This is a genomic window from Nocardioides sp. P4_G10 (assembly GCF_056401175.1).
On record NZ_JBFUJV010000015.1, the window covers coordinates 75,526 to 97,143 of the forward strand.

General features: G+C 71.3%; 20 protein-coding genes and 1 pseudogene. 14 read left to right on the plus strand and 7 right to left on the minus strand.

From position 1 onward, the window contains the following. The first annotated feature begins 73 nt into the window (after nt 1–73). Nucleotides 74–670: a hypothetical protein gene (locus AC1DP1_RS15665; RefSeq protein WP_477507593.1), complete on the plus strand. Its 597-nt coding sequence runs from the start codon at nt 74–76 to the stop codon at nt 668–670. A gap of 197 nt (nt 671–867) precedes the next feature. Here AC1DP1_RS15665 and AC1DP1_RS15670 read toward each other — a convergent pair. The 5 genes and pseudogenes from AC1DP1_RS15670 to AC1DP1_RS15690 all read right to left on the minus strand — a co-directional run. Beyond that, nucleotides 868–1,032, minus strand: a pseudogene (locus AC1DP1_RS15670) (GNAT family N-acetyltransferase); the annotation flags it as partial. Between the two features lies 1 nt (nt 1,033). Then, nucleotides 1,034–1,402: a nuclear transport factor 2 family protein gene (locus tag AC1DP1_RS15675; RefSeq protein ID WP_477507594.1), complete on the minus strand. Its 369-nt coding sequence runs from the start codon at nt 1,400–1,402 to the stop codon at nt 1,034–1,036. Nucleotides 1,403–1,435: 33 nt separating this feature from the next. After that, the gene (locus tag AC1DP1_RS15680) at nt 1,436–1,789 is read right to left on the minus strand and encodes an HIT domain-containing protein (protein ID WP_477507595.1); all 354 of its coding nucleotides are present in this window, start codon (nt 1,787–1,789) and stop codon (nt 1,436–1,438) included. A 214-nt stretch (nt 1,790–2,003) separates the two neighbouring features. Then, entirely contained in the window at nt 2,004–3,419 is a 1,416-nt protein-coding gene (locus AC1DP1_RS15685; RefSeq protein WP_477507596.1) for an HNH endonuclease signature motif containing protein, read from the minus strand. A 175-nt stretch (nt 3,420–3,594) separates the two neighbouring features. Further along, nucleotides 3,595–4,287: an isochorismatase family protein gene (locus AC1DP1_RS15690; RefSeq protein WP_477507597.1), complete on the minus strand. Its 693-nt coding sequence runs from the start codon at nt 4,285–4,287 to the stop codon at nt 3,595–3,597. 135 nt (nt 4,288–4,422) lie between these two features. Here AC1DP1_RS15690 and AC1DP1_RS15695 point away from each other — a divergent pair, with 135 nt between their 5' ends. The 11 genes from AC1DP1_RS15695 (at nt 4,423) to secA (ending at nt 18,609) form a co-directional block, all read left to right on the plus strand. Next, nucleotides 4,423–5,001: a GNAT family N-acetyltransferase gene (locus AC1DP1_RS15695; RefSeq protein WP_477507598.1), complete on the plus strand. Its 579-nt coding sequence runs from the start codon at nt 4,423–4,425 to the stop codon at nt 4,999–5,001. Nucleotides 5,002–5,110: 109 nt separating this feature from the next. Next, entirely contained in the window at nt 5,111–6,250 is a 1,140-nt protein-coding gene (locus AC1DP1_RS15700; protein ID WP_477507599.1) for a DUF808 domain-containing protein, read from the plus strand. Between the two features lie 92 nt (nt 6,251–6,342). After that, nucleotides 6,343–7,794 (plus strand): adenosylhomocysteinase, encoded by a 1,452-nt coding sequence (gene ahcY / locus AC1DP1_RS15705; RefSeq protein WP_300050637.1) that lies wholly within the window; start codon nt 6,343–6,345, stop codon nt 7,792–7,794. Nucleotides 7,795–7,848: 54 nt separating this feature from the next. Beyond that, complete coding sequence (gene mtrA / locus AC1DP1_RS15710; RefSeq protein WP_457187443.1) at nt 7,849–8,547, plus strand: MtrAB system response regulator MtrA; 699 nt, start codon at nt 7,849–7,851, stop codon at nt 8,545–8,547. A gap of 9 nt (nt 8,548–8,556) precedes the next feature. Further along, entirely contained in the window at nt 8,557–10,158 is a 1,602-nt protein-coding gene (gene mtrB, locus AC1DP1_RS15715; RefSeq protein WP_477507600.1) for an MtrAB system histidine kinase MtrB, read from the plus strand. An 8-nt stretch (nt 10,159–10,166) separates the two neighbouring features. Beyond that, nucleotides 10,167–11,918 (plus strand): LpqB family beta-propeller domain-containing protein, encoded by a 1,752-nt coding sequence (locus AC1DP1_RS15720; RefSeq protein WP_477507601.1) that lies wholly within the window; start codon nt 10,167–10,169, stop codon nt 11,916–11,918. Nucleotides 11,919–11,976: 58 nt separating this feature from the next. Next, nucleotides 11,977–12,693, plus strand: coding sequence for a ComF family protein (locus AC1DP1_RS15725; protein ID WP_477507602.1), 717 nt, complete (start codon nt 11,977–11,979; stop codon nt 12,691–12,693). A gap of 435 nt (nt 12,694–13,128) precedes the next feature. Continuing rightward, nucleotides 13,129–13,743: a ribosome hibernation-promoting factor, HPF/YfiA family gene (gene hpf / locus AC1DP1_RS15730; protein ID WP_477507603.1), complete on the plus strand. Its 615-nt coding sequence runs from the start codon at nt 13,129–13,131 to the stop codon at nt 13,741–13,743. A 44-nt stretch (nt 13,744–13,787) separates the two neighbouring features. Continuing rightward, nucleotides 13,788–14,468: a response regulator gene (locus AC1DP1_RS15735; protein ID WP_191194929.1), complete on the plus strand. Its 681-nt coding sequence runs from the start codon at nt 13,788–13,790 to the stop codon at nt 14,466–14,468. Between the two features lie 40 nt (nt 14,469–14,508). Next, entirely contained in the window at nt 14,509–15,735 is a 1,227-nt protein-coding gene (locus AC1DP1_RS15740; RefSeq protein WP_477507604.1) for a winged helix-turn-helix domain-containing protein, read from the plus strand. Nucleotides 15,736–15,750: 15 nt separating this feature from the next. Further along, nucleotides 15,751–18,609, plus strand: a complete 2,859-nt coding sequence (gene secA / locus AC1DP1_RS15745; RefSeq protein WP_477507605.1) for a preprotein translocase subunit SecA — start codon at nt 15,751–15,753, stop codon at nt 18,607–18,609. 34 nt (nt 18,610–18,643) lie between these two features. On the opposite strand, the gene AC1DP1_RS15750 is transcribed toward secA, so the two are convergent. Then, a complete protein-coding gene (locus AC1DP1_RS15750) occupies nt 18,644–19,162 on the minus strand; it encodes an Rv3235 family protein (RefSeq protein ID WP_477507606.1) in 519 nt (172 codons plus the stop codon). Next, nucleotides 19,159–19,848: a LysM peptidoglycan-binding domain-containing protein gene (locus tag AC1DP1_RS15755; protein ID WP_477507607.1), complete on the minus strand. Its 690-nt coding sequence runs from the start codon at nt 19,846–19,848 to the stop codon at nt 19,159–19,161. The genes AC1DP1_RS15750 and AC1DP1_RS15755 overlap by 4 nt, the downstream gene beginning before the upstream one ends. 154 nt (nt 19,849–20,002) lie before the next feature. Here AC1DP1_RS15755 and AC1DP1_RS15760 point away from each other — a divergent pair, with 154 nt between their 5' ends. Continuing rightward, on the plus strand, nt 20,003–21,058 hold the full coding sequence (locus tag AC1DP1_RS15760) for a hypothetical protein (protein ID WP_477507608.1): 1,056 nt from the start codon (nt 20,003–20,005) through the stop codon (nt 21,056–21,058). Nucleotides 21,059–21,067: 9 nt separating this feature from the next. Beyond that, complete coding sequence (locus tag AC1DP1_RS15765) at nt 21,068–21,604, plus strand: hypothetical protein (RefSeq protein WP_477507609.1); 537 nt, start codon at nt 21,068–21,070, stop codon at nt 21,602–21,604. Nucleotides 21,605–21,618: the final 14 nt, after the last annotated feature.

The window sequence follows — 21,618 nt, forward strand, 5'->3', positions numbered from 1 at the left end:
GTCGCTGGAGGTTTGAGCCGCTCGGTGCCGGGCAGGACTGGGCAGTCAGCAACCACGTCATACAGGAGCATCCATGCGTCGCACCTCCCTGTCCATCGCCGCCGGCCTCACCGCGGTCCTGCTCGTCTCCGGCACCCCGGCCCAGGCGGCCGTGTCCGCGAAGGACCTCCCGAAGAAGGGCGACATCGTCAAGGCGTTCCCGGAGATGGCGGATGCCGAGTTCACCTCCTTCACCACGAAGAAGAACTCGGCGCCGGGGGCCACCTGCGACACGTCGAAGATCGTGCCGGTCAAGCGCCTCACCAGCATCCGCGGCGTCTCGTCCACCGGGGCGTCCTACGTGCAGTCCACGGTCGTCCAGCACTCCTCGGCGGCCAAGGTCAAGGCGTACGTCACGTCGTACAAGAAGTACGCCAAGGACTGCGCCACCTTCACCGAGCCCACCTCGGGCGGCACGGTCACGACCACGCTGGTCAAGGCGCCCAAGCTCGGCCAGTCGACGGTGATGCTGCAGCAGGAGACCGCCGTCGCGGGCGTCGTCTCCTACTCGAGCACCGTGTTCATCGGCGATGGCAAGCGCGTCGCGGCCGTCGTGGCCATCGACGACGCGGCCATCCCCGCGTCCGCCATCAAGAAGCTCGCGAAGGTCGCCGCCAAGAAGATGAAGTGACGCCTCACCGCAGGTGACCTCCCGGAGCCCCGGAGCCGACCGCACCACGCGGATCGGCCCGGGGCTCTGGTGTGCTCAGGGCCGGCCCAGGTGCATGCCGAAGACCCGTGCGTCGCCGCCGTGGACGTGTGCCGTCCGCTCGACCTCCATGCCGAGGCGCCGCACGACCCGCTGCGAGGGCCCGTTGTCCGCACGGACCGGGCCGCCTCGGTGGCGCAGCCCTGGCCGCGCGTCGCCGGCAGGAGGTGGTAGCCGACCTCGACGTGGGGGGCGCCCTCGACGTCCTGCACGGTGAGTCCGCAGTCGCCGACGAACGCGCCGCGTCCGGCGGAGCGGAGATGCTCGGGGGAGCACTGGGTCAGGCTAGGGCCGGGTGCCCTCGGGTGCCTGCTGGTCGACGTCGGCCCAGACCTCGACGAGCTCGACGAGGAGGCCGTCGCGCACGGTCGCGAAGCTGGCCACGGCGAACTCGAGCCGCTCGCCCACGCCGCCCCTCCCGGTCACTCGCGCCCGCAGCACCCCACGATCGCCGTCGACCACCAGGTCCTCGACGTGCATCCGCTCGAAGCCGGGGTAGTCGGCGTTGAACCGCACCCACCCGTCGCGATCGAAGACCTCGCCGGTGTGCACCAGCCGACACGTGAAGTCGCGGTGCAGCACGCCGGGCAGCGCCTCCCAGTCGTGGGCATCGATGAGCTCGGCGAGACGGGTGATCAGTGCTCGCGCGTCCATGTGCTGAGTGTGCCCGTCGGTACCGACATCGGCTCAGGCGCGGAGCTGCGCGCCCGAGTGCACGTGGACGTGGAGGTGCTTGGAGTCCTGGTAGGTGCCGAGGTTGGTCAGGACGGCGGCTGCCCCGTGCTCCTCCTCGACCCGCCGGGCGAGCTGCTGGACGACCGCGAGGAGTGCCCGGACGTCCGCCTCGTCGGACGCCCCGACCGTCGTGAACGAGGCGAGGTGCCGCTTCGGCACCGCCACGAGGTGGACCTGCCAGAACGGCCGGGTGTGGTGGTAGGCGAGCACCAGGTCGTCCTCGTGGACGACCTCCAGCGGGACGGCTCGCGGGATCGCCACGTCGCAGTAGAAGTCGTCGCCGTCGTAGGTCCCCACGTCGCTCACGTGGACATCCTCGCAGCGGGCTCGCCGGCTCGGGCGAGACCTGGGAGCAGGACCGCGAGGTCGCCGCGCGCCTCGCTTCTTTCGAACCGCCGCGGGGCAGGACCACCCGGTATTCCAGGCGAACTGTCTGCGCCCGACGCACGAACGAGTAGTCGGCAGGGGAGAGACGTGCCTGTGGCCCCGCCACCGGAGGGTGGCGGGGTGTGGGGCGGGGTCATGGTCGGCGCGGGCGCGGAATGCCGGGTGGCTCGGCTTGGTCGACCGCTCTCGTGCCGGTGCGGTCGCGGCGGTAGTGGTGGCCGTGCGGGCTCGTCCACACGAAGGAGCCGTTCTCGGTCGTCCGGTAGCGCCAGGCGGTGTGCGTCTTGAGGCGGTGGTGGAAGCGGCACAGCGCGGCGAGATTGTCGCTTTGGGTAGGACCCGGTTGTGGTCGCCCCACCGCCTCGGCGTCCGGGTCATGAGGGATGACGTGGTCGATGTCGCAGCCGCGTGCCGGTCGGGTGCACCACGGGAACACGCACGTCGTGTCCCGGAGGATCACCTGCTCCCGGATCCGGTCGGGCACCTCGTACGCGTCGGTGTGCATCTGAGCGTTGAGGTCGATGACGGGCTTGACGGTGACCGTGGTGCGGGAGTCGCGGCACCAGTTCTTGACCTGGTCGAGGAGGACGAGGCGCTGGCCCTCCTCCATCCGCCCCGTTGGACCGAACACCGTGGTCAGGTCGTCGAGCGTGGCGTCGAAGTGGGCGTGGAGGACGACCTCCCGTGCGGCCGGGAGCCCCTCGGAGTCCTTCGGCGAAGCCGGGGCTGTGCCCTGGGCGTGGAGGTCGAGGGCGGTCTGGGTGCGGGCGAGGTTACCGAGGGCCTTCGCGCGCCGCACCTGCAGAGACTCGGTGGAGCCGACGGCAGCCTGGGTGGCGGCGTCGTGGGCGAGGCGACGGTCGAGGTCGAGCATGTCGGCGATGTCGAGCTCGGCCTCCATCCGCATCGTGCCGGTGAAGTGCACGTCATCGTCGTGGATGGTCGCGTGGCGGGGGTCGACGTGGAGGTATCCGTCCTCCGGATCCGCAGCCGGGTCGACGTCGGCGAGGTCGTAGCGCCTGATGGCCTCGGCGACGAGGCGGTCCAGCTGCGCGGGACCGACCCGACCAGCCACGGCAGCGACCTGGGCATCCACGAACGCCGCAGCCTCCCGCGTCAGCGAAGGAGTGGTGTGGATGGTGACCTCCGCAACCGAACGCGCCCGCCATGCCGGAACCCGTCCGGACTGAACCTGAGCCCACAACCGCGGGAGGCGGTGGCGCAGCTCGAGGGCGTGGCCGACGAGCTTCTTCGCCGCGGTCGTCGAGACCCCGAGGACGGTGCCGAGCTCGGCGAGGCAGAACTCCGCCACGAACGGCGCACCCTCGCCAGCGATCGGCTCCTCGTGCTCGTAGCCCGGCACGGTGAACGTCGCGGCCGAGTGGATCGACTCCGGCGGGTGCAGGTCGGCCCACCGGGCTGCCACGACCAAGAGGTCAGCTGCTGCGCGGTCCTCGGCCGCCTTGCGGTCGCGGGCCAGAGCGAGCAGGTCGCGAGCGGTGAGGTCCTCGACCTCACCTGCTCCGGGCCCTGCCAGCGTCTCGATCATGTGTTCGATTCTACCGGTCAGCACCGACACTGGCCATGGGTCCGCCGTGGCTGTGGACAAGTCCTGGCCACCCCTTCTGGACGGGTTTCGTCACGGGACCCCGTCCTCCCTCCACCACCGCCGAGAAGCGCGCTGACGTCCCCTTCGCTCGTACCTGGTGCGAGCGAACGTCGACCTACCGCCCGGCGATCAGGTCGAGCACCTCTGCGGTGGGCCGTACGTCGCCGTAGGAGCGGTGGACGACGTGGAGGGTGGCGTTGTGGTCCCGGTCGCGCATCGCCGCACACGCGTCGGCGACGAGGATGACCCGGAGGCCGGCAGTGCTGGCGTCGCGCACGGTGTCCTCGACGCAGACGTTGGTGACGGTGCCCGTCACCACGAGGGTGTCGACGTCGCGCGCCGCGAGGAGGGCGGGGAGGTCGGAGGACCCGGGGGAGTACGCACTCCGCGCGGTCTTCTCGACGACCAGGTCGTCCGGGGCGACGTCGAGCGAGGGGTCCACGCGCGACCTCGGAGGACCGTCGCCGCCGGACCGGGCGTAGCGCTCGGCCACCTCGTCGCCGAAGAACTCGCGGTCCTTGGCGCTCGGTGGCGCGTAGCCGGGGACCACCCACGCGACCACACCTCCCGCCGAGCGGAGTGCGGAGGCCAGCCGCTCGACGCGCGGCACGATCCCGCGGACGTACGCCGACTCGCGGACGAAGAAGGGCACCAGGTCGACCACCACGAGCGCGGTGCGTCGCGGGTCGAGGTGCTCGAAGGCGTGCCGTCGGCCGCGTCGGGCCTCGTGCCGGGCGTACTCCCGCTCCTCGACGAGCCAGGCGTGGTCGGCCGTGTCCGGCAGGTCCGAGGGCGACGGTGTCGACATCCGGCGAGGCTACTGTCCCTGCATGGCCTCCGAGGACCTGCTGCGCCGGATGCGCGCCGACGAGCCGCCGCACGCCGAGCTGCTGACCTACGCCTACGACCCAGGTTCGTCCGGAACCGGCACCACAGTGGCGACATGACCGACGCGCCGCCGTACGACACCCGGCTCCTCACCCCGGAGACCTGGGCCGACTTCGCGGCCCTCGTCGAGGCCAACAACGGCGTGTGGGGCGGGTGCTGGTGCATCGGCTTCCACCCCGAGGGCCTGGCCGGGACCGCGGACGACCACAGGATCGCCAAGCGGGCGCACACCGACAGGGGCACCGTGCACCAGGTGCTGGTGTACGACGGCGACGACGTGGTCGGGTGGTGCCAGTTCGGCACGCCTGACGAGCTCCCGCACATCAAGAACGCCAAGGCCTACGAGGCGGAGCTCGCGGCCCTGCCGCAGTGGCGGATCGGCTGCATCTTCACCGGCAGCAAGCACCGCGGGAAGGGCGTCGCGCGGGCCGCGGTGTCGGCCGTCCTCACGGAGATCGCCGCGGCCGGCGGGGGAGTGGTCGAGGCCTACCCGGAGCAGGTCGTCGACCGGAAGCCGCAGCGCGGCGCCTACCTGCACACCGGCCCGGAGTCGCTCTACGAGGAGCTCGGCTTCGCCCGTGACCGCAGGATCGCCAAGTGGCGCTGGGTGATGCGCCGCACCGTGGAGGCCTGAGCCCGGCCCTTCGGTGCGGGCAGTCGGCGGGGCACGACGGCGTACGCCGCGCCGATAGGCTGCAGCCCACCGGATGCACCACCGACCCACTTGACCCGAAGGATCGCCCATGGCCGGCGGACTGTTCGCCCTCCTCGACGACGTCGCCGCGCTCGCGCGCATCGCAGCAGCCAGCGTGGACGACGTCGGTGCTGCCGCGGGTCGGGCCAGCGCCAAGGCCGCCGGCGTCGTGGTCGACGACACCGCCGTGACCCCGCAGTACCTCCACGGGTCGGCCGCGGACCGCGAGCTGCCGATCATCAAGCAGATCGCCATCGGCTCGCTGCGCAACAAGCTGCTCTTCATCCTCCCCGCCGCGGTGCTGCTCGGACAGTTCCTCCCGTGGCTGCTGCCGGTGATCCTGATCTTCGGTGGTGGCTTCCTCGCCTACGAGGGCGCCCACAAGGTGCACGAGCGCCTCACCGGGCACTCCACCGAGGCCGAGGAGGACGTGTCGGAGGTGGGGGAGTTCACCCCCGAGCACGAGAAGCGCACCATCGCCAACGCCGTGCGCACCGACTTCATCCTCAGCGCCGAGATCATGGTGATCGCGCTCAAGGAGGTCGTCAGCTCCGATCCCGACGCGAGCATCTGGATGCGCGCGATCGTGCTGGCGGTCGTCGCGGTGCTGATCACCGTCCTCGTCTACGGCGTCGTCGCGCTGATCGTGAAGATGGACGACGTCGGCCTCGCCCTGTCCAAGCGCGACTCCCGGGCCTCCCAGCGGATCGGCCTCGGGATGGTCGGCTTCATGCCGAAGCTGCTCGCCGGCATCTCCCTCATCGGCACGCTGGCCATGCTCTGGGTCGGTGGCCACATCTTCCTGGTCAGCCTCTACGAGATCGGCGGCCACGACGGCCTGCTCGAGGGCACCGCCATCGGCGACGCCCTGCACGCGCCGTACGACCTCCTCCACCACTGGGAGGAGGACGTGCACCACGCGATCGGCGGGGCGCTGGGTGCCCTCGTCGGGTGGCTGCTCAACACCCTCGTCTCCGCCCTCGTCGGCCTCGTCGTCGGGTTCGTCGTGCTGTACGCCCTGCGCGCGGTCGGCGTCGGTGGTCACGGGGACGAGCACGGCAGCGAGCACGGGGACGAGCACGGGGACGAGCACGCTGCGGACCACGTCCCGACGGGCTCCGAGGGGCGTGGCGGTGCGACCGGATCGACCCCCACCGACCCGCCCCCCGAGGATTCTCCGAATCGCTGAGGGCGGTCCTACTCTCTTCTGGTCCGCGCGGGAGATCCCGAGGACGCACAGATGTGCGGCGCAGACGGCTCCACCACACCAGGAGACAACCGATGGACTTCAAGGTCGCCGACCTCAACCTCGCCGCCTACGGCCGCAAGGAGATCGAGCTCGCCGAGCACGAGATGCCGGGCCTGATGGCCATGCGCGAGCGCTACGGCAAGGAGCAGCCCCTCAAGGGCGCTCGCATCGCGGGCTCGCTGCACATGACGATCCAGACCGCCGTGCTGATCGAGACCCTCGCGGCCCTCGGTGCGGACATCCGCTGGGCCACCTGCAACATCTTCTCCACCCAGGACCACGCCGCCGCCGCGGTCGTCGTCGGCCACCCGTCGACGGGGGGCACCCCCGAGGACCCGAAGGGCGTGCCGGTCTTCGCGTGGAAGGGTGAGAGCCTCGCCGAGTACTGGGACGAGGCCGAGAAGGTCTTCGACTTCGCCGAGGGCGGCCCCAACATGCTGCTCGACGACGGCGGCGACATCACGATGCTGCTGCACCTCGGTGTCGAGTACGAGAAGGCGGGCGCCGTCCCGTCGCAGGACTCCACCGACAACGAGGAGTTCAAGGAGGTGCTGCGCGTCCTGGCCCGCTCGCTCGAGGCCGACCCGCAGCGCTGGACCAAGCGCGCCCCCATGGTCAAGGGAGTCTCCGAGGAGACCACGACCGGTGTGCTGCGGCTCTACGAGCGCTTCAAGGAGGGCACCCTCCTGTTCCCGGCGATCAACGTCAACGACTCGGTCACCAAGTCCAAGTTCGACAACAAGTACGGCTGCCGCCACTCGCTCGTCGACGGCATCAACCGCGCCACCGACGTGATGATCGGCGGCAAGGTCGCCGTCGTCTGCGGCTACGGCGACGTCGGCAAGGGCTCCGCGGAGTCGCTGCGCGGCCAGGGTGCCCGCGTCATCGTCACCGAGATCGACCCCATCTGCGCGCTGCAGGCCGCGATGGACGGCTACGAGGTCAAGCGCCTCGACTCGGTCGTCGAGACCGCCGACATCTTCATCACCACCACCGGAAACTTCGACATCATCACCGTCGAGCACTTCCACAAGATGAAGCACCAGGCGATCGTCGGCAACATCGGTCACTTCGACAACGAGATCAACATGGCGGGCCTCGCCAGGATCCCCGGCATCGTCAAGGACGAGATCAAGCCGCAGGTCCACCAGTGGATCTTCCCCAGCGAGGACGACAAGCCCGGCAAGAAGATCATCGTGCTGTCGGAGGGCCGCCTGCTCAACCTGGGCAACGCCACCGGCCACCCGTCGTTCGTCATGTCGAACTCCTTCACCAACCAGGTGCTGGCCCAGGTCGACCTGTTCACCAAGGCCGACTCCTACGAGCTGGGCGTGCACGTGCTGCCCAAGCACCTCGACGAGGAGGTCGCCCGGCTGCACCTCGACGCCCTCGGCGTCGAGCTGACCGAGCTCTCCAAGGAGCAGGCCGCCTACCTGGGCGTCCCGGTCGAGGGTCCGTACAAGCCCGAGCACTACCGCTACTGAGCAAGCGCACGCGTTCGGCTGAGGTCGGTCGTGGTGCCCCAATAGACTGGCGCCATGACCGACTTCGCCGAACCAGCGCGTGGCAGCGTGCTCGTGGTCGACGACGACCCCTCCCTGGCGGAGATGTTGTCCATCGTCCTGCGCCAGGAGGGGTTCGACAGCCGCATCGTGGGGCGCGGTGACGTGGCCCTCGACGCGTTCCGCGACTACCGGCCGGACCTGGTGCTGCTCGACCTGATGCTCCCCGGCAAGGACGGCATCGACGTCTGCAAGGAGATCCGCGCCGAGTCCGGCGTGCCGATCGTGATGCTCACCGCGAAGGGCGACACCATCGACGTGGTCGTCGGCCTGGAGTCCGGTGCCGACGACTACATCGTCAAGCCGTTCAAGCCCAAGGAGCTCATCGCGCGCGTCCGTGCGCGGGTGCGCCGCAACGACGTCACCCCCGGCGAGGGGCTGACGATCGGTGACGTGTCGATCGACGTGGCGGGCCACTCGGTGACCCGTGCGGGCGAGCCGATCAACCTCACCCCGCTCGAGTTCGACCTGCTGGTGTGCCTCGCGCGCAAGCCGTGGCAGGTCTTCACGCGGGAGGTGCTGCTCGAGCAGGTCTGGGGCTACCGCCACAGCGCCGACACCCGGCTGGTCAACGTGCACGTCCAGCGCCTGCGCTCCAAGGTCGAGCACGACCCGGAGAACCCGGAGGTCGTCGTGACCGTCCGGGGCGTGGGCTACAAGGCCGGCAAGTCCTAGGAGCCACCGGTGAGCTTGCGTGACCGGCTCCCGCCGGTGCTGCGGCACGGGCCCGCCTTCTGGCGGCGCTCGGTGCAGGCGCGCGTCGTGGTGAGCACGCTCCTGCTCTCGGCGGCGGTCGTCGGCATCGTCGGCTGGTTCCTCATGCAGCAGACCCGTGACGGGCTGCTCGACCACCGGGTCGAGGCCGTGGTGCAGGAGGCGGAGGGCGAGACCGAGGCCGCCCGCGCGGCGCTGGCCGCCACGCCCGGCATCGATGCCGACGAGTCGGCCCAGCAGCAGGCGCTCGTCGAGCCGATCCAGGCGCGCGGGAGCACGCGTGGCTTCGCCGTGGTGCTGTCCCCGCCGGTCGACGAGGGCGTCCGCCTGGCCGACGGCGGCGCGAAGTTCACCGAGGGCCTCGACCTGGCCAGCGTCCCGGAGACCCTCGAGGCCCGCTTCGACTCGCTCTCCCCGACGGCCTGGACCTTCACCGACATCCGCACCACGCGGCCGATCCAGGGCCTCCCCGACGGCCCCGGCATCGTGGTCGGCAGCCAGGTCCGGCTCCCGGCCGACGACAACACCTACACGCTCTACTACCTCTACCCGCTGGCCGAGCAGGAGGAGACGCTCGCGCTCGTCTCGCGGGCGATGCTCGTCGCCGGTGTCCCGCTGCTGCTGCTCGTCGCCCTGCTGACGTGGCTGGTGACCCGGCAGGTGGTGACCCCGATCCGGATGGCCCGCCGGGTCGCCGAGCGCCTGGCCGCCGGGCAGCTCCAGGAGCGCCTGCGCGTCACCGGCGAGGACGACCTGGCGCGGCTCGCGACGTCGTTCAACCAGATGGCCTCCAACCTCCAGAAGCAGATCCGCCAGCTCGAGGAGCTCAGCCGGCTCCAGCGGCGCTTCGTCTCCGACGTCTCCCACGAGCTGCGCACGCCGATCACCACCGTGCGGATGGCCAGCGACGTCATCCACGACGCCAAGCCGTTCCTCGACCCGGTCACCGGTCGCGCGGCCGAGCTGCTCCAGAAGGAGCTCGACCGCTTCGAGACGCTCCTGGCCGACCTCCTCGAGATCAGCCGCTTCGACGCCGGGGCCGCCGTGCTCGAGACCGAGGACGTCGACCTGGTCGACGTGGTCCGGCGCGTCGTCGACATGACCTCGGTGCTCGCCGCCCAGCGCGACACCCGCGTCGTGCTGCACGACCCCGGCACCCCGTGCGTCGCGGAGGCCGACGTACGCCGGGTGGAGCGGATCGTGCGCAACCTCGTCACCAACGCCATCGACCACGCCGAGTGCCGCGACGTCGAGATCTTCGTCGGCGCGGACCTCCAGTCCGCCGCCATCGCGGTCCGCGACCACGGGGTGGGCCTCGGGCCGGGGGAGTCCGCGATGGTCTTCAACCGGTTCTGGCGCGCCGACCCGGCGCGGGCCCGCACCAGCGGCGGCACCGGGCTCGGCCTGTCGATCTCGCTCGAGGACACCCACCTGCACGGAGGGTGGCTCCAGGCGTGGGGCCGTCCCGGCGAGGGTGCCCAGTTCCGCCTGACCCTGCCCCGCCGGCTCGGCACCCAGCTGCGCCACTCGCCGCTGCCGCTGGTCCCCGTCGACGCCCGGGAGACGGCATGAGAGACGGCATGACGAGGCGTCGCGCCGTCCGGGTGGCGCGCGTGCTCGGCCTGGTCGCCGTGGCCGTGCTGCTGGCGGGCTGCGTGCGGATGCCGACCTCGGGTCCCGTGGTCGAGTCGGAGGGCACCAGCGACTCCCAGGACGCGCCCGGCATCTCCTTCGACCCCCGACCTCCGCAGGCCGGGCAGGCGACCGGCGAGGTGGTCGAGGGCTTCTTCGAGGCGATGAAGGCCACCCCGGTCAGCGTCAGCGTGGCACGCCAGTTCCTCTCCCGGGAGGCGGCGGAGGCGTGGGTGCCCGAGCAGCAGATCATCACCTACGCCGAGCTCGGCGACCCGACGGCCGGCACCTCGGTGCGCGTGTCGCTCGACGACGTCAACACGTACGACGCCCGCGGTGCCTGGCAGCGGACCCGCGGCGGCGCCACCCTGTCCCTCGGCCTGGTCAAGGAGGACGGCGAGTGGCGCATCGACGAGGTGCCCGACGCCCTCATCGTGCCGGAGACGTGGTTCGACGACTGGTACGAGCGGGCATCGCTCTACTACTTCGACCCCACGACCGAGATCATGGTCCCCGAGCCGGTGTTCGTGCCCCGCGGTGACCAGTTCGCGTCGTCGCTCGTGCGCGGGTTGCTGACCCGGTCGTCCTCGGACCTGCAGGACGTCACGCGCAGCTACTTCCCTCCGGGCACCACGCACGGTCTCTCGGTGCCGATCACCTCCGGCGTCGCCCAGGTCTCCTTGTCCGGCGACCCGGACGCGGTGGACGAGCTGACCGCGCAGGGGATGCTGGCCCAGCTCGTCTGGACGCTCCGGCAGGAGCCGCGCATCGGTGCCGTCCAGCTCAGCATCGGCGGTCGGACGATCGTCGGGCCCAGCGGCTCCCCGCAGGTCAGCCTGCAGTTCGGCAGCGGCTACGACCCCAACGGCGTGCCCGCCACCACCGACCTGTTCGCGCTGGACCAGGGACGTGTCGTCACCGGTCCGATGGGCGAGCTCCTGCCCACCCTCGGCCCGCTCGGGCAGGAGGAGTCCGGCTACGACCTGCGCTCTGTCGGCGCCAGCCTCTCCGGCGCCCGGGTGGCGGGGGTCACCACGACGGGCTCGGACCTGGTGGTGGCGCCCACCGAGTCGCCGTCCGGGGAGGCAGCGACCGTGATCTCCGGGGCCGTCGACCTGGCCGCACCGCACTGGGACTACCGCGACCGCATCTGGGCGCTCGACCGCAACAACGGCCGCGCGCGGGTGTTCCAGGTCGTCGACGGGGTGGCCGCGGAGGTGGCCGTGCCGGGGTTCACCGGGCGCCGGCTCACCGAGCTGATCGTCTCGCGCGACGGCAGCCGGCTGGTGGCCGTCGTGCGGACCGGCAAGGCCGACCGCGTCGTCTCGGTGCGGGTCCGGCACGACTCCGCGGGGGCCGTCATCGGCTTCACCCGGCCGCAGGTGCTGCCGGAGCCCGCGGAGGGCACCGCACGGATCCGGGACATCGCCTGGCGCTCGCCCACGACGGTCTCGGTGCTGAGGGACATCATCACCGAGGGGCTCTCGCAGGTGCGCACGGTCTCCGTCGACGGTGCTCCGGGCGAGATCTCGACCGGCACGACGACCCTGCGCGGACGCGTCCGCACGCTCGTGTCCACCCCGGTGGACCTCGTCGAGGCCTACGCCGTGGCCGGACGCTCGGTGTTCGCCCTCACGCGACCCGAGCGCTCGGTGCCCGACCTGCCGCCCGGACTGACGTCGCTCACCTACGTCGGCTGATCCACAGGCGCCGCGCCTGCGGTTGCCGTCGTACGACACCTGCTGCTGGCATGGCCGGGTGCTCGACGAGGCCCTCGACCTTTTCCTCGGCAGCCGGTGCGTGGGGTGCGACCTGCCAGGCCGGATGCTCTGCCCGGGCTGCCGCGCCGGCCTGTCCCGCCGGCCACGGGTGGCGTGGCCGGCACCCGTGCCCGACGGGCTCGTGACGCCCTGGGTCGCGGAGGCCTACGACGGTGCGGTGCGAGCGCTGGTGGTGGGGCACAAGGACCGCGGCCAGTGGGGCCACCGGCGGGTGCTGGGCGACCTGCTCGCGCAGGCGGTCCACGGCGCCGCCGCCGACCTCGACCCCGCGGTGCCGCTGCTGCTGGTCCCGGTGCCGTCGCGGCCGGGTGCCGGCCGTCGTCGCGGCTACGAGGCCACCGAGGCGCTCGTGCGCCGGGCCGCGTCCCGCGTACGTCGCGAGCGACCCTCGGCGGTCGCGCCGCTGCTGGTCTCGCGCGGGGCCGCCGACCAGGCCGGCCTCGACGCGGGGGACCGGGCCGCCAACATGGCCGGCTCGATGCACTGTCCCTCCGCCGCGCTCGCACGGGTCGGCCGCCGGTGGAGCCGGGCCCACGTCCTCGTCTGCGACGACGTGCTGACCACCGGATCGACCGCCCGTGAGGCCCAGCGGGCCCTCGAGGCGGTGGGCCTGCCGCCCGTCGCGGTCGTTGCGGTGGCGGCCACCCGGCGGCGCGCCGGCCCTGGAGGCCAGATGTCCCAGACCGACAGGTGACCCCACGGTTGGCCCGATGCGGTTGAGGGGCTAGCGTCTTGTCATGGAGTCCGCCCGGGTCCGTGGTTGCGTCACGGAGAGGGCTGTGCGCGGCACCGCAAGGTGCAGCGACAGGCCAGACCCGTGGCAAGCCGATGCCAGTCGCAGGCGAAACGGTCCACGTAAGTCCCCGGGCACAGCGCTGCTCTGCAGCCCGACGCCCGTCGGACGATCACGGTGCGGCTTAGAAGTAAGTCCTGCCTCGTCGCCGGCACCAGATGTGCCGGACGCCGGGAGAAGGCCAGTAGTGACGGAGAAGTTGCGAACGCTTCAGCAGGCGGTTGTGGGGTCGAAGACCAGGTCGGCCGGGCGGGCTCCATCCCACCCTGCCCCGGCGGGCGTTCCGCCGCGGCGAAATGGAGGGGTGCGGACCGTTCGCTAGTTGAGGAGGTTCACATGGAGGTTGTGGTCACGGGACGGCACTGCGAGGTGTCCGACCGGTTCCGCGAGCACGTGTCCGAGAAGCTCAGCCGTCTGGAGAAGCACGATCACCGCATCATGCGCGTCCAGGTGGAGGTGGAGCTCGAGAAGAACCCCCGCCAGCACGACCGCTCGACGAAGGTCGAGCTCACGGCTTTCTCCAAGGGGCCGGTGATCCGCGCCGAGGCTGCCGCTGAGGACAAGATGGGTGCCCTCGACCTGGCCCTCGACAAGATGCAGGCCCAGATGCGTCGCGCGGCCGACCGCCGCCGCGTGCACAAGGGACGCAACGCGCACGTCGGCGTGGGCGAGGCACTCGCCTCGTTGCCGGAGGTCGAGGACGCCTCCGCCGACGACGACGGAGTCGTCGAGCGCAAGGTCGGCCCGATCACGGTGACGGGTGACGGACCGCTCGTGGTCCGCGAGAAGTCGCACACCGCGATCGCGATGACCCTCGACCAGGCCCTCTACGAGATGGAGCTCGTCGGGCACGACTTCTACCTCTTCGTGGACAAGGAGAGCGAGCGGCCGTCGGTGGTCTACCGCCGCCGCGGCTACGACTACGGAGTCATCTCGCTCGAGGTGGACTGAACCGTCCACTGCCCCCGGTCGCGCGCGCATGACATGATGCGCGCGTGACCGAGGCAACATCAGCTGGGACCGAACCCGTCCGCGTCCTGGTCGTCGACGACCAGGAGCTCTTCCGTCGTGGCCTCATCATGCTGCTGGGTGGAGACATCGACATCGAGGTGGTCGGCGAGGCCGCCGACGGCATCACCGCCACCGAGCTGGCGATCACCACCGCGCCCGACGTGATCCTGCTCGACGTACGGATGCCGCGCCGCACCGGCGTCGAGGCCTGTCGCGCGATCAAGGAGGCCGTTCCGGCCACCAAGATCATCATGCTCACCGTCTCCGACGAGGAGGCCGACCTCTACGAGTCGGTCAAGAACGGTGCCGCCGGCTACCTCCTCAAGGACTCCTCGATCGAGGAGGTCGCCCAGGCGATCCGCGTGGTCAACGAGGGCCAGTCCCTCATCAGCCCCTCCATGGCCGTCAAGCTCATCGACGAGTTCAAGCAGATGTCGAAGCCCGAGCGCGAGCAGGGCCCGGCCCTGCGGCTCACCGAGCGCGAGCTCGAGGTGCTGCGCCTCGTCGCCAAGGGGCTCAACAACCGTGAGGTCGCCAAGGAGCTGTTCATCTCCGAGAACACGGTCAAGAACCACGTCCGCAACATCCTGGAGAAGCTACAGCTCCACTCCCGCATGGAGGCCGTCATGTACGCCATGCGCGAGAAGCTCCTCGACCTGCCCTGATCGTGCAGGCGGTGTCGTACCCGTCTGGTTGAGTTCACGCGTGGACCAGCTCACGCGGCTCCAGGCCCGCCGGATCGCCCTGGCCGCCCAGGGCTTCACCGACCGGCCCCACGCCACGCCCACGATGGCGACGTTCGACCGCACGCTGGCGCGCACCGGCGTCCTGCAGGTCGACTCGGTCAACGTCCTCCAGCGCGCCCACTTCATGCCGCTCTACTCGCGGATGGGCCCCTACGACGTCGACCTGCTGCGCCGCGCCCAGCACGGCACCCCACGCCGACCGCGCCGGCTCGTCGAGTACTGGGCGCACGTCCAGGCGCTGATGCCGGTCGAGCTGTGGCCGCTGATGCGCCACCGGATGGAGAAGTACCGCGGCGAGCGGGGCAAGTGGGGCTTCACCGCGGATGCGTCGCTCGAGCCGCAGGTGCTCGACGCCGTGCGCGACCGAGGCCCGGTCACCGCCCGCGACCTCGAGGACGACTTCAGCACCGGTCCGCGCACCAAGCAGCACTGGGGCTGGAACTGGTCCGAGGCCCGCAAGGTCCTCGACTACCTCTACCTCGTGGGCGACGTCGCCGTCGCCGGGCGCAACAGCCAGTTCGAGGTGGTCTACGACGTGCCCGAGCGAGTCCTGCCCGCGAGCGTGCTCGCCGCACCGACGCCGACGCCGCAGGAGGCCGTCACCGAGCTCGTACGCCGTGCCGCGCGCTCGCACGGCGTGGCGAGCGGCCCCTGCCTGGCCGACTACTACCGCCTGCGGCTCCAGCCCGCGCCCGGGAAGGCGAGCGTCAAGGTGGCGATCGACGAGCTCGTCGAGTCCGGCGAGCTGACCCCCGTGGCGGTGCAGGGGTGGAAGCGGCAGGCCTACCTCCACCGCGACGCCCGGCTCCCGCGGCGGGTGGCCGCCCGCACGCTGCTCAGCCCGTTCGACCCGCTCGTGTGGGAGCGGGCGCGCGCCGAGGCCCTCTTCGACTTCTTCTACCGGATCGAGATCTACGTCCCCGCCGAGAAGCGCGTGCACGGCTACTACGTGCTGCCGTTCCTCCTCGGCGACCGGCTGGTCGGGCGGGTCGACCTCAAGGCCGACCGGGCCACCGGACGCCTGCTCGTCCAGGGCGCGTTCGCCGAGGCGGGCGCCCCGCCGGAGACCGCCCACGAGCTGGCCGGCGAGCTGCGGCGGATGGCCGACTGGCTCGGTCTGGACGACGTCGTGGTGGGCGAGCGGGGCGACCTGTCGCACGCATTGGGAGACCCGTTGGCGAGGTAGGTACAGTTACCACTCGTGCCTGCCATCATCGACAAGCTCCTCCGCATCGGCGAGGGCAAGATCCTCCGTGAGCTCGAGTCCGTCTCCAAGGCCGTCAACGCCATCGAGGACGACTTCGTCAAGATGACCGACGACGAGCTCCGCGGGATGACCGACGAGTTCCGCGAGCGGTTCGCCAACGGGGAAAGCCTCGACGACCTGATGCCGGAGGCCTTCGCCACCGTCCGGGAAGCGAGCAAGCGCGTGCTGGGCATGCGGCCCTTCGACGTGCAGGTCATGGGCGCGGCGGCGCTCCACCTCGGCAACATCGCCGAGATGAAGACCGGTGAGGGCAAGACGCTCGTCGCCGTGCTGCCCTCCTACCTCAACGCGCTCGCCGGCAAGGGCGTGCACGTGGTCACGGTCAACGACTACCTGGCCAAGTTCCAGTCCGAGCAGATGGGCCGCGTGCACCACTTCCTCGGCCTGACGACCGGCGTGATCCTGCCGTCGATGCGCCCGGCGGAGCGCCGCGAGGCCTACGCCTGCGACATCACGTACGGCACCAACAACGAGCTCGGCTTCGACTACCTGCGCGACAACATGGCCGACTCGGTCGAGGAGTGCGTGCAGCGCGGCCACAACTTCGCCATCGTCGACGAGGTCGACTCGATCCTCATCGACGAGGCGCGGACCCCGCTGATCATCAGCGGTCCGACCCAGGACGAGGTCAAGTGGTACGCCGAGTTCTCCAAGCTCACGCGCACCCTCGTCAAGGACGTCGACTACGAGGTCGACGAGAAGAAGCGCACCATCTCGGTGCTCGAGCCCGGCATCACCAAGGTCGAGGACCACCTCGGGATCGACAACCTCTACGACTCGGTCAACACCCCGCTCATCTCGTTCCTCAACAACTCCATCAAGGCCAAGGAGCTGTTCCGCAACGACAAGGAGTACGTCGTCATGGACGGCGAGGTGCTCATCGTCGACGAGCACACGGGCCGCATCCTGTCGGGTCGTCGCTACAACGACGGCCTGCACCAGGCCATCGAGGCCAAGGAGGGCGTGACCGTCCGCGAGGAGTACCAGACCCTCGCCACGATCACGCTCCAGAACTACTTCCGCCTCTACGAGAAGCTCTCCGGCATGACCGGTACGGCCATGACCGAGGCCTCGGAGTTCGACAAGATCTACAAGCTCGGCGTGGTCCCGATCCCGACGAACCGCCCGATGCAGCGCCTCGACAACGTCGACCTCGTCTACCGCACCGAGGAGGCCAAGTACGAGGCCGTCGCCGACGACATCCGTGAGCGCCACGAGAAGGGCCAGCCGATCCTGATCGGCACCGTCTCGGTCGAGAAGTCGGAGTACCTCTCCAACCTGCTGCGCAAGCGCGGCATCCCGCACACCGTCCTCAACGCCAAGCAGCACGCCGACGAGGCCAAGGTCGTCGCGCTCGCCGGCCACCGGGGCTCGGTCACCGTCGCCACCAACATGGCCGGTCGAGGCACCGACATCATGCTCGGCGGGTCTGTCGACTTCCTGGCCGACCAGGAGCTGCGCAAGCAGGGCCTGGACCCGGTCGAGGCGCCGGAGGACTACGACGCCGCCTGGCCCGCCATGGTCGAGCGCATCAAGGCACAGGTCGCGGCCGAGCACGACGAGGTCAGGGACCTCGGCGGCCTCTACGTCGTGGGCACCGAGCGTCACGAGTCGCGTCGCATCGACAACCAGCTCCGCGGTCGTTCCGGCCGTCAGGGCGACCCGGGCGAGTCCCGGTTCTACCTGTCGCTGCAGGACGAGATGATGCGCCTGTTCAAGTCGGAGTGGGTCGACCGCATCCTGACCGTGCTCAAGGTGCCCGACGACGTGCCGATCGACGCCAAGCGCGTCAGCAACGCCATCGCCGGCGCCCAGGCCAACATCGAGTCGCAGAACTTCGAGTCGCGCAAGAACGTGCTCAAGTACGACGACGTGATGAGCCGCCAGCGCGAGGTCATCTACGCCGAGCGCCGCCGGGTGCTCGAGGGCGCCGACCTGGGCGAGCAGATCCGCGGCTTCCTCGACGACGTGATCGCGGGCTACGTCCGCGGCGCGACCGAGGGCTACGCCGAGGACTGGGACCTCGACGGCCTGTTCACCGCGCTCAACCAGCTCTACCCCGTCGGCCTGACCAAGGAGGGCCTCGTCAAGGAGGCCGGAGGGGTCGAGGGCCTCGGGCGCGAGAAGCTCGTCGAGGACCTGCAGAAGGACGTGCAGGAGGCCTACGACCGCCGCGAGGACGAGATGGGCGAGGAGGTGCAGCGCGAGCTCGAGCGCCGCGTCGTCCTCTCCGTGCTCGACCGCAAGTGGCGCGAGCACCTCTACGAGATGGACTACCTCCGCGAGGGCATCTACCTGCGGGCCTACTCCCAGCGCGACCCGCTCGTGGAGTACCAGCGCGAGGGCTTCGACATGTTCGCCGCGATGATGGACGGCATCAAGGAGGAGTCGGTCGGCTTCCTCTTCAACCTCCAGGTCGAGGTCGAGGACGACGAGGACGACGAGGTGCAGGCCCAGCCGGTCGCTCCCCAGGTCTCCGCGTCCACCCCGCAGATCGACTTCGCGCAGGCGGCGGCCCATGCGCCCGGTGCCCAGCCGCAGCAGCAGCCGCACCAGCACACGCCCACCATCCGGGCCAAGGGCCTCGACAAGCCCAACCGTCCGCAGAACCTGTCCTACAGCGCGCCGTCCGAGGACGGTGAGGCCGAGGTCCACGCGTCCGCGGGCGCCGAGGACGACCCGTTCGCCGGGGTCGGTCGCAACTCGCTGTGCCCCTGCGGCTCGGGTCAGAAGTTCAAGCGCTGCCACGGCGCCCCCGGCGGCGCCATGGGTCGCGCGACCATGGGCGGCTGAACACCCCGGGCGCGACGGGGCGTCAGCCCCGAGCTCAACCCCAGGCGATCGCCACGCACTGCCACCGGTCCCGCACGACCTCGAATCGTGCGGCGACCGCGCGTGAGCGACGGCCGTAGCGCACGTGCGCGCTGGCCTCGACCGCGTCGCTGCGGATCAGGGCGGTGCGTACGCCGACCACGACCGGCCGCGCCGGGTTGGGTCCCCGGACCCGGCCCGGCGCGAGGCTGCCGGCGGCGGTGACCGTCCGGGCGCGGCCCGACATCGTGTCCAAGACCTCCGGGACCGTGTGGCGCAGGAGCTGGGCGACCGGCCGGTCGCCGGCGGCGATCTCGACGGCGGCCTGCAGGTAGCGGCCGACGAAGGCGTCCACCTGCTCCCGGGAGGCGCGCTCCAGGTCGGCCAGGTCGCTCGCGCGGGTGCTGCGCAGGCGCGGCCGTGGGGGAGCGGTGCGCGGCGTCAGGTCCAGGGCCAGGGCGCCCTGCACGCTGGCCATGCCGGCGCTCGGTCGGAGCATGATGACCTCGGCCTCGGCGCTGTCGGGTGTGCTCATCGTCGTTCTCCGTCCTTCTCGTTGCTCGGCTCGTTGATCGGCTCGTTGCTCGGGTCTGTGCTCGTGTCGGTGTCGGGCAGGCGGAGCGACTGGCCCGGGTGGATCAGGTCGGGGTCTCCGCCCACGACGCCGCGGTTGTGGCGCCAGATCGCCCGCCAGCGGGTCTCGACGTCGCCGGCCGGTGCCGGGTGCGCGCGGGCGATGGACCACAGCGAGTCGCCGGTCCGGACCACGTAGGCGTCGGCAGTCGTCGCGGCGATCGAGGCGACCGGCGCAGCCGGGCGCCCCGACGTGTCCGGCGCGGCGGCACGCTCGGGCAGTGGGAGCCCGACGAGCACCTCGGCTCCGTCGCCGCTCGAGGCGTGCGCCGGGAGCGCCGTACCGGCGACCACGGCCGCGCCGCACGCGAGCAGCACCAGTCGACGCGTGGCTCCTCCGCTGCGAGGCACCGCGCCCGTCACGACCTCGGCGACCGTCACCGAGGTGACGACCCAGAGCCACGCCAGGGACAGGGCCAGCCCGGTGGCGCAGGCGGCGACCATCGTCTGGGGGATCGTCTCGGCGGCACTCGCGTGGGCGGCAGCGCGCCAGGAGCCGGGCACGATGTGTGCCGCCGCTGCGGTGGCGGCCGTGACGCCGAGCCAGACGGCGTACGGCCGCGCCGCGCAAATCGACCCCCGAGTCACCACGCGATCCTTTCGTTTGCGTGTGTTTGCATCATTCAACGAGTGTTCACCAGGTGTGTCAACGGCTCCTCCACAAGGTGCCGGCCGGCTCACGGCAACCGATGCAGGGGTCATGGCGTCTCCCGGATGAAGGGGGACGATGACGGTGAGGACCATGACGACGCGAGCCCGGACCCGGGCAACGGCTGCGGCCGTGCTGCTGACCCTGACGGCCGGCTGCGGGGCGAAGCACAGCGGCGACGCACCCGCAGTCACGGGAGCGACGGCCGAGCCGACTGAGGAGCCGTCCTCGGAGCCGATCGAGTCGTCCACCGGCGATCCCGACCCCAGCAGCAGTGCCGACACCCACCTGCCCGTGGCCGTCGCGCTCGCCCTCCACGTCGGTGGCGAGCAGGTGGCCGGACGCTGGTACACCGTGGCAGGCCGCGGCACCCACTGGGTCGGTCTCCGCGACGACCGCACCTGGTGGTGGGGCTACGACGCCGAGCCGCAGAGGATCGAGGGCGAGATCGACCAGCCGCCCGCGATCTCGGCCGACGGCGGACACGTCGCCTACGTCCGGACCGAGTCGGACCATCGGTGGATGCTCGTCGGTGCCGACACCGAGGAGGGCGGCGAGGGCCTCGGTGCCGTGGACCTGCCGCGGGGCGCGATGAGTCCGCCGCCGCGCGCGATCGCGGTGACCCCATCCGGACTCGTCGTGGCCGGCGGGCCCGACTTCCAGTGGCTCTGGCGGCCACTGGTCGACGGTGCGACCGTCGACCTCGCCGAGACCGCGCCGGGGCAGGTCGTGCTCGGCGCCACCGACGCGGGCCTGGTCGTCAACGAGGGGACCTACGGCCGGACCGACGCGACCCAGGGGGCTCCCTACCTCGCGGTCCCCGCGGACGACGGCACGCTGACCCGCCTGGACCCGCTGCCGACGCACGACGTGCTGGTGGCAGACGAGGAGTGGGTCGCCTACGTCCCGCCGGGGACGGTGGGCGGCGAGGCGTCTGGGACGGTCGACCTGCAGGTGCAGCGTCGCGACGGCTCGGATGCGGGTGTGCTCACCGCGCCCGAGGGATGGCAGTTCATGGCACCGGGGTTCCGTTGGGAGTCCCCGGGGCAGCTGCTCGCCGTGCTTGTCTCCTCGACCGGTCAGACCGAGGGGCTGGCCCGGTGCCGGCCGGACACGAAGACCTGCGAGCTCGTCGACGTCGCTGGCTAGGCTCGCCCCATGTCCTGGGAGCACGACCTGTTCGCGCTGCTCGACGACCTCGAGGGGCAGGCGGCCGCAGCGTGGGAGGTCGACCGCGAGGCCGAGCTCGCCGACCGGGCGCGTACCGAGTACGGCTCCGTCACGCTCGCCAGCCGGCTGATGGCCTCACGGGGCCGCGACGTGGCCCTCGACCTCCCGCACGTCGGCCGGCTCGAGGGACGGCTCGCCCGGGTGGGGGAGGAGTGGTGCCTGCTCGACGCGACCGGACAGGACTGGATCGTCCCGCTGCGCGCGGTCACCGGCGTACGAGGGGCGAGCGAGCGCTCGGTGCCCGAGGTGGCGTGGTCGCCGGTGGACCRCCTGGGCCTGCGCGCCGCCCTGCGCCGCCTCGCCGACGCCGGAGCCCGCTGCCTCGTCCACCTGGCCGACGGCACCCGGCACGAGGCGTACGTCGACCGTGTGGGCGCGGACTTCCTCGAGGGGCGCGCCACCTCGGGTGAGGTCTTCCTCGTGCCGTACGCCGGGCTCGTCGCCGTGCAGAGCCGCGAGGACTGACGCGGCGTCCGCAA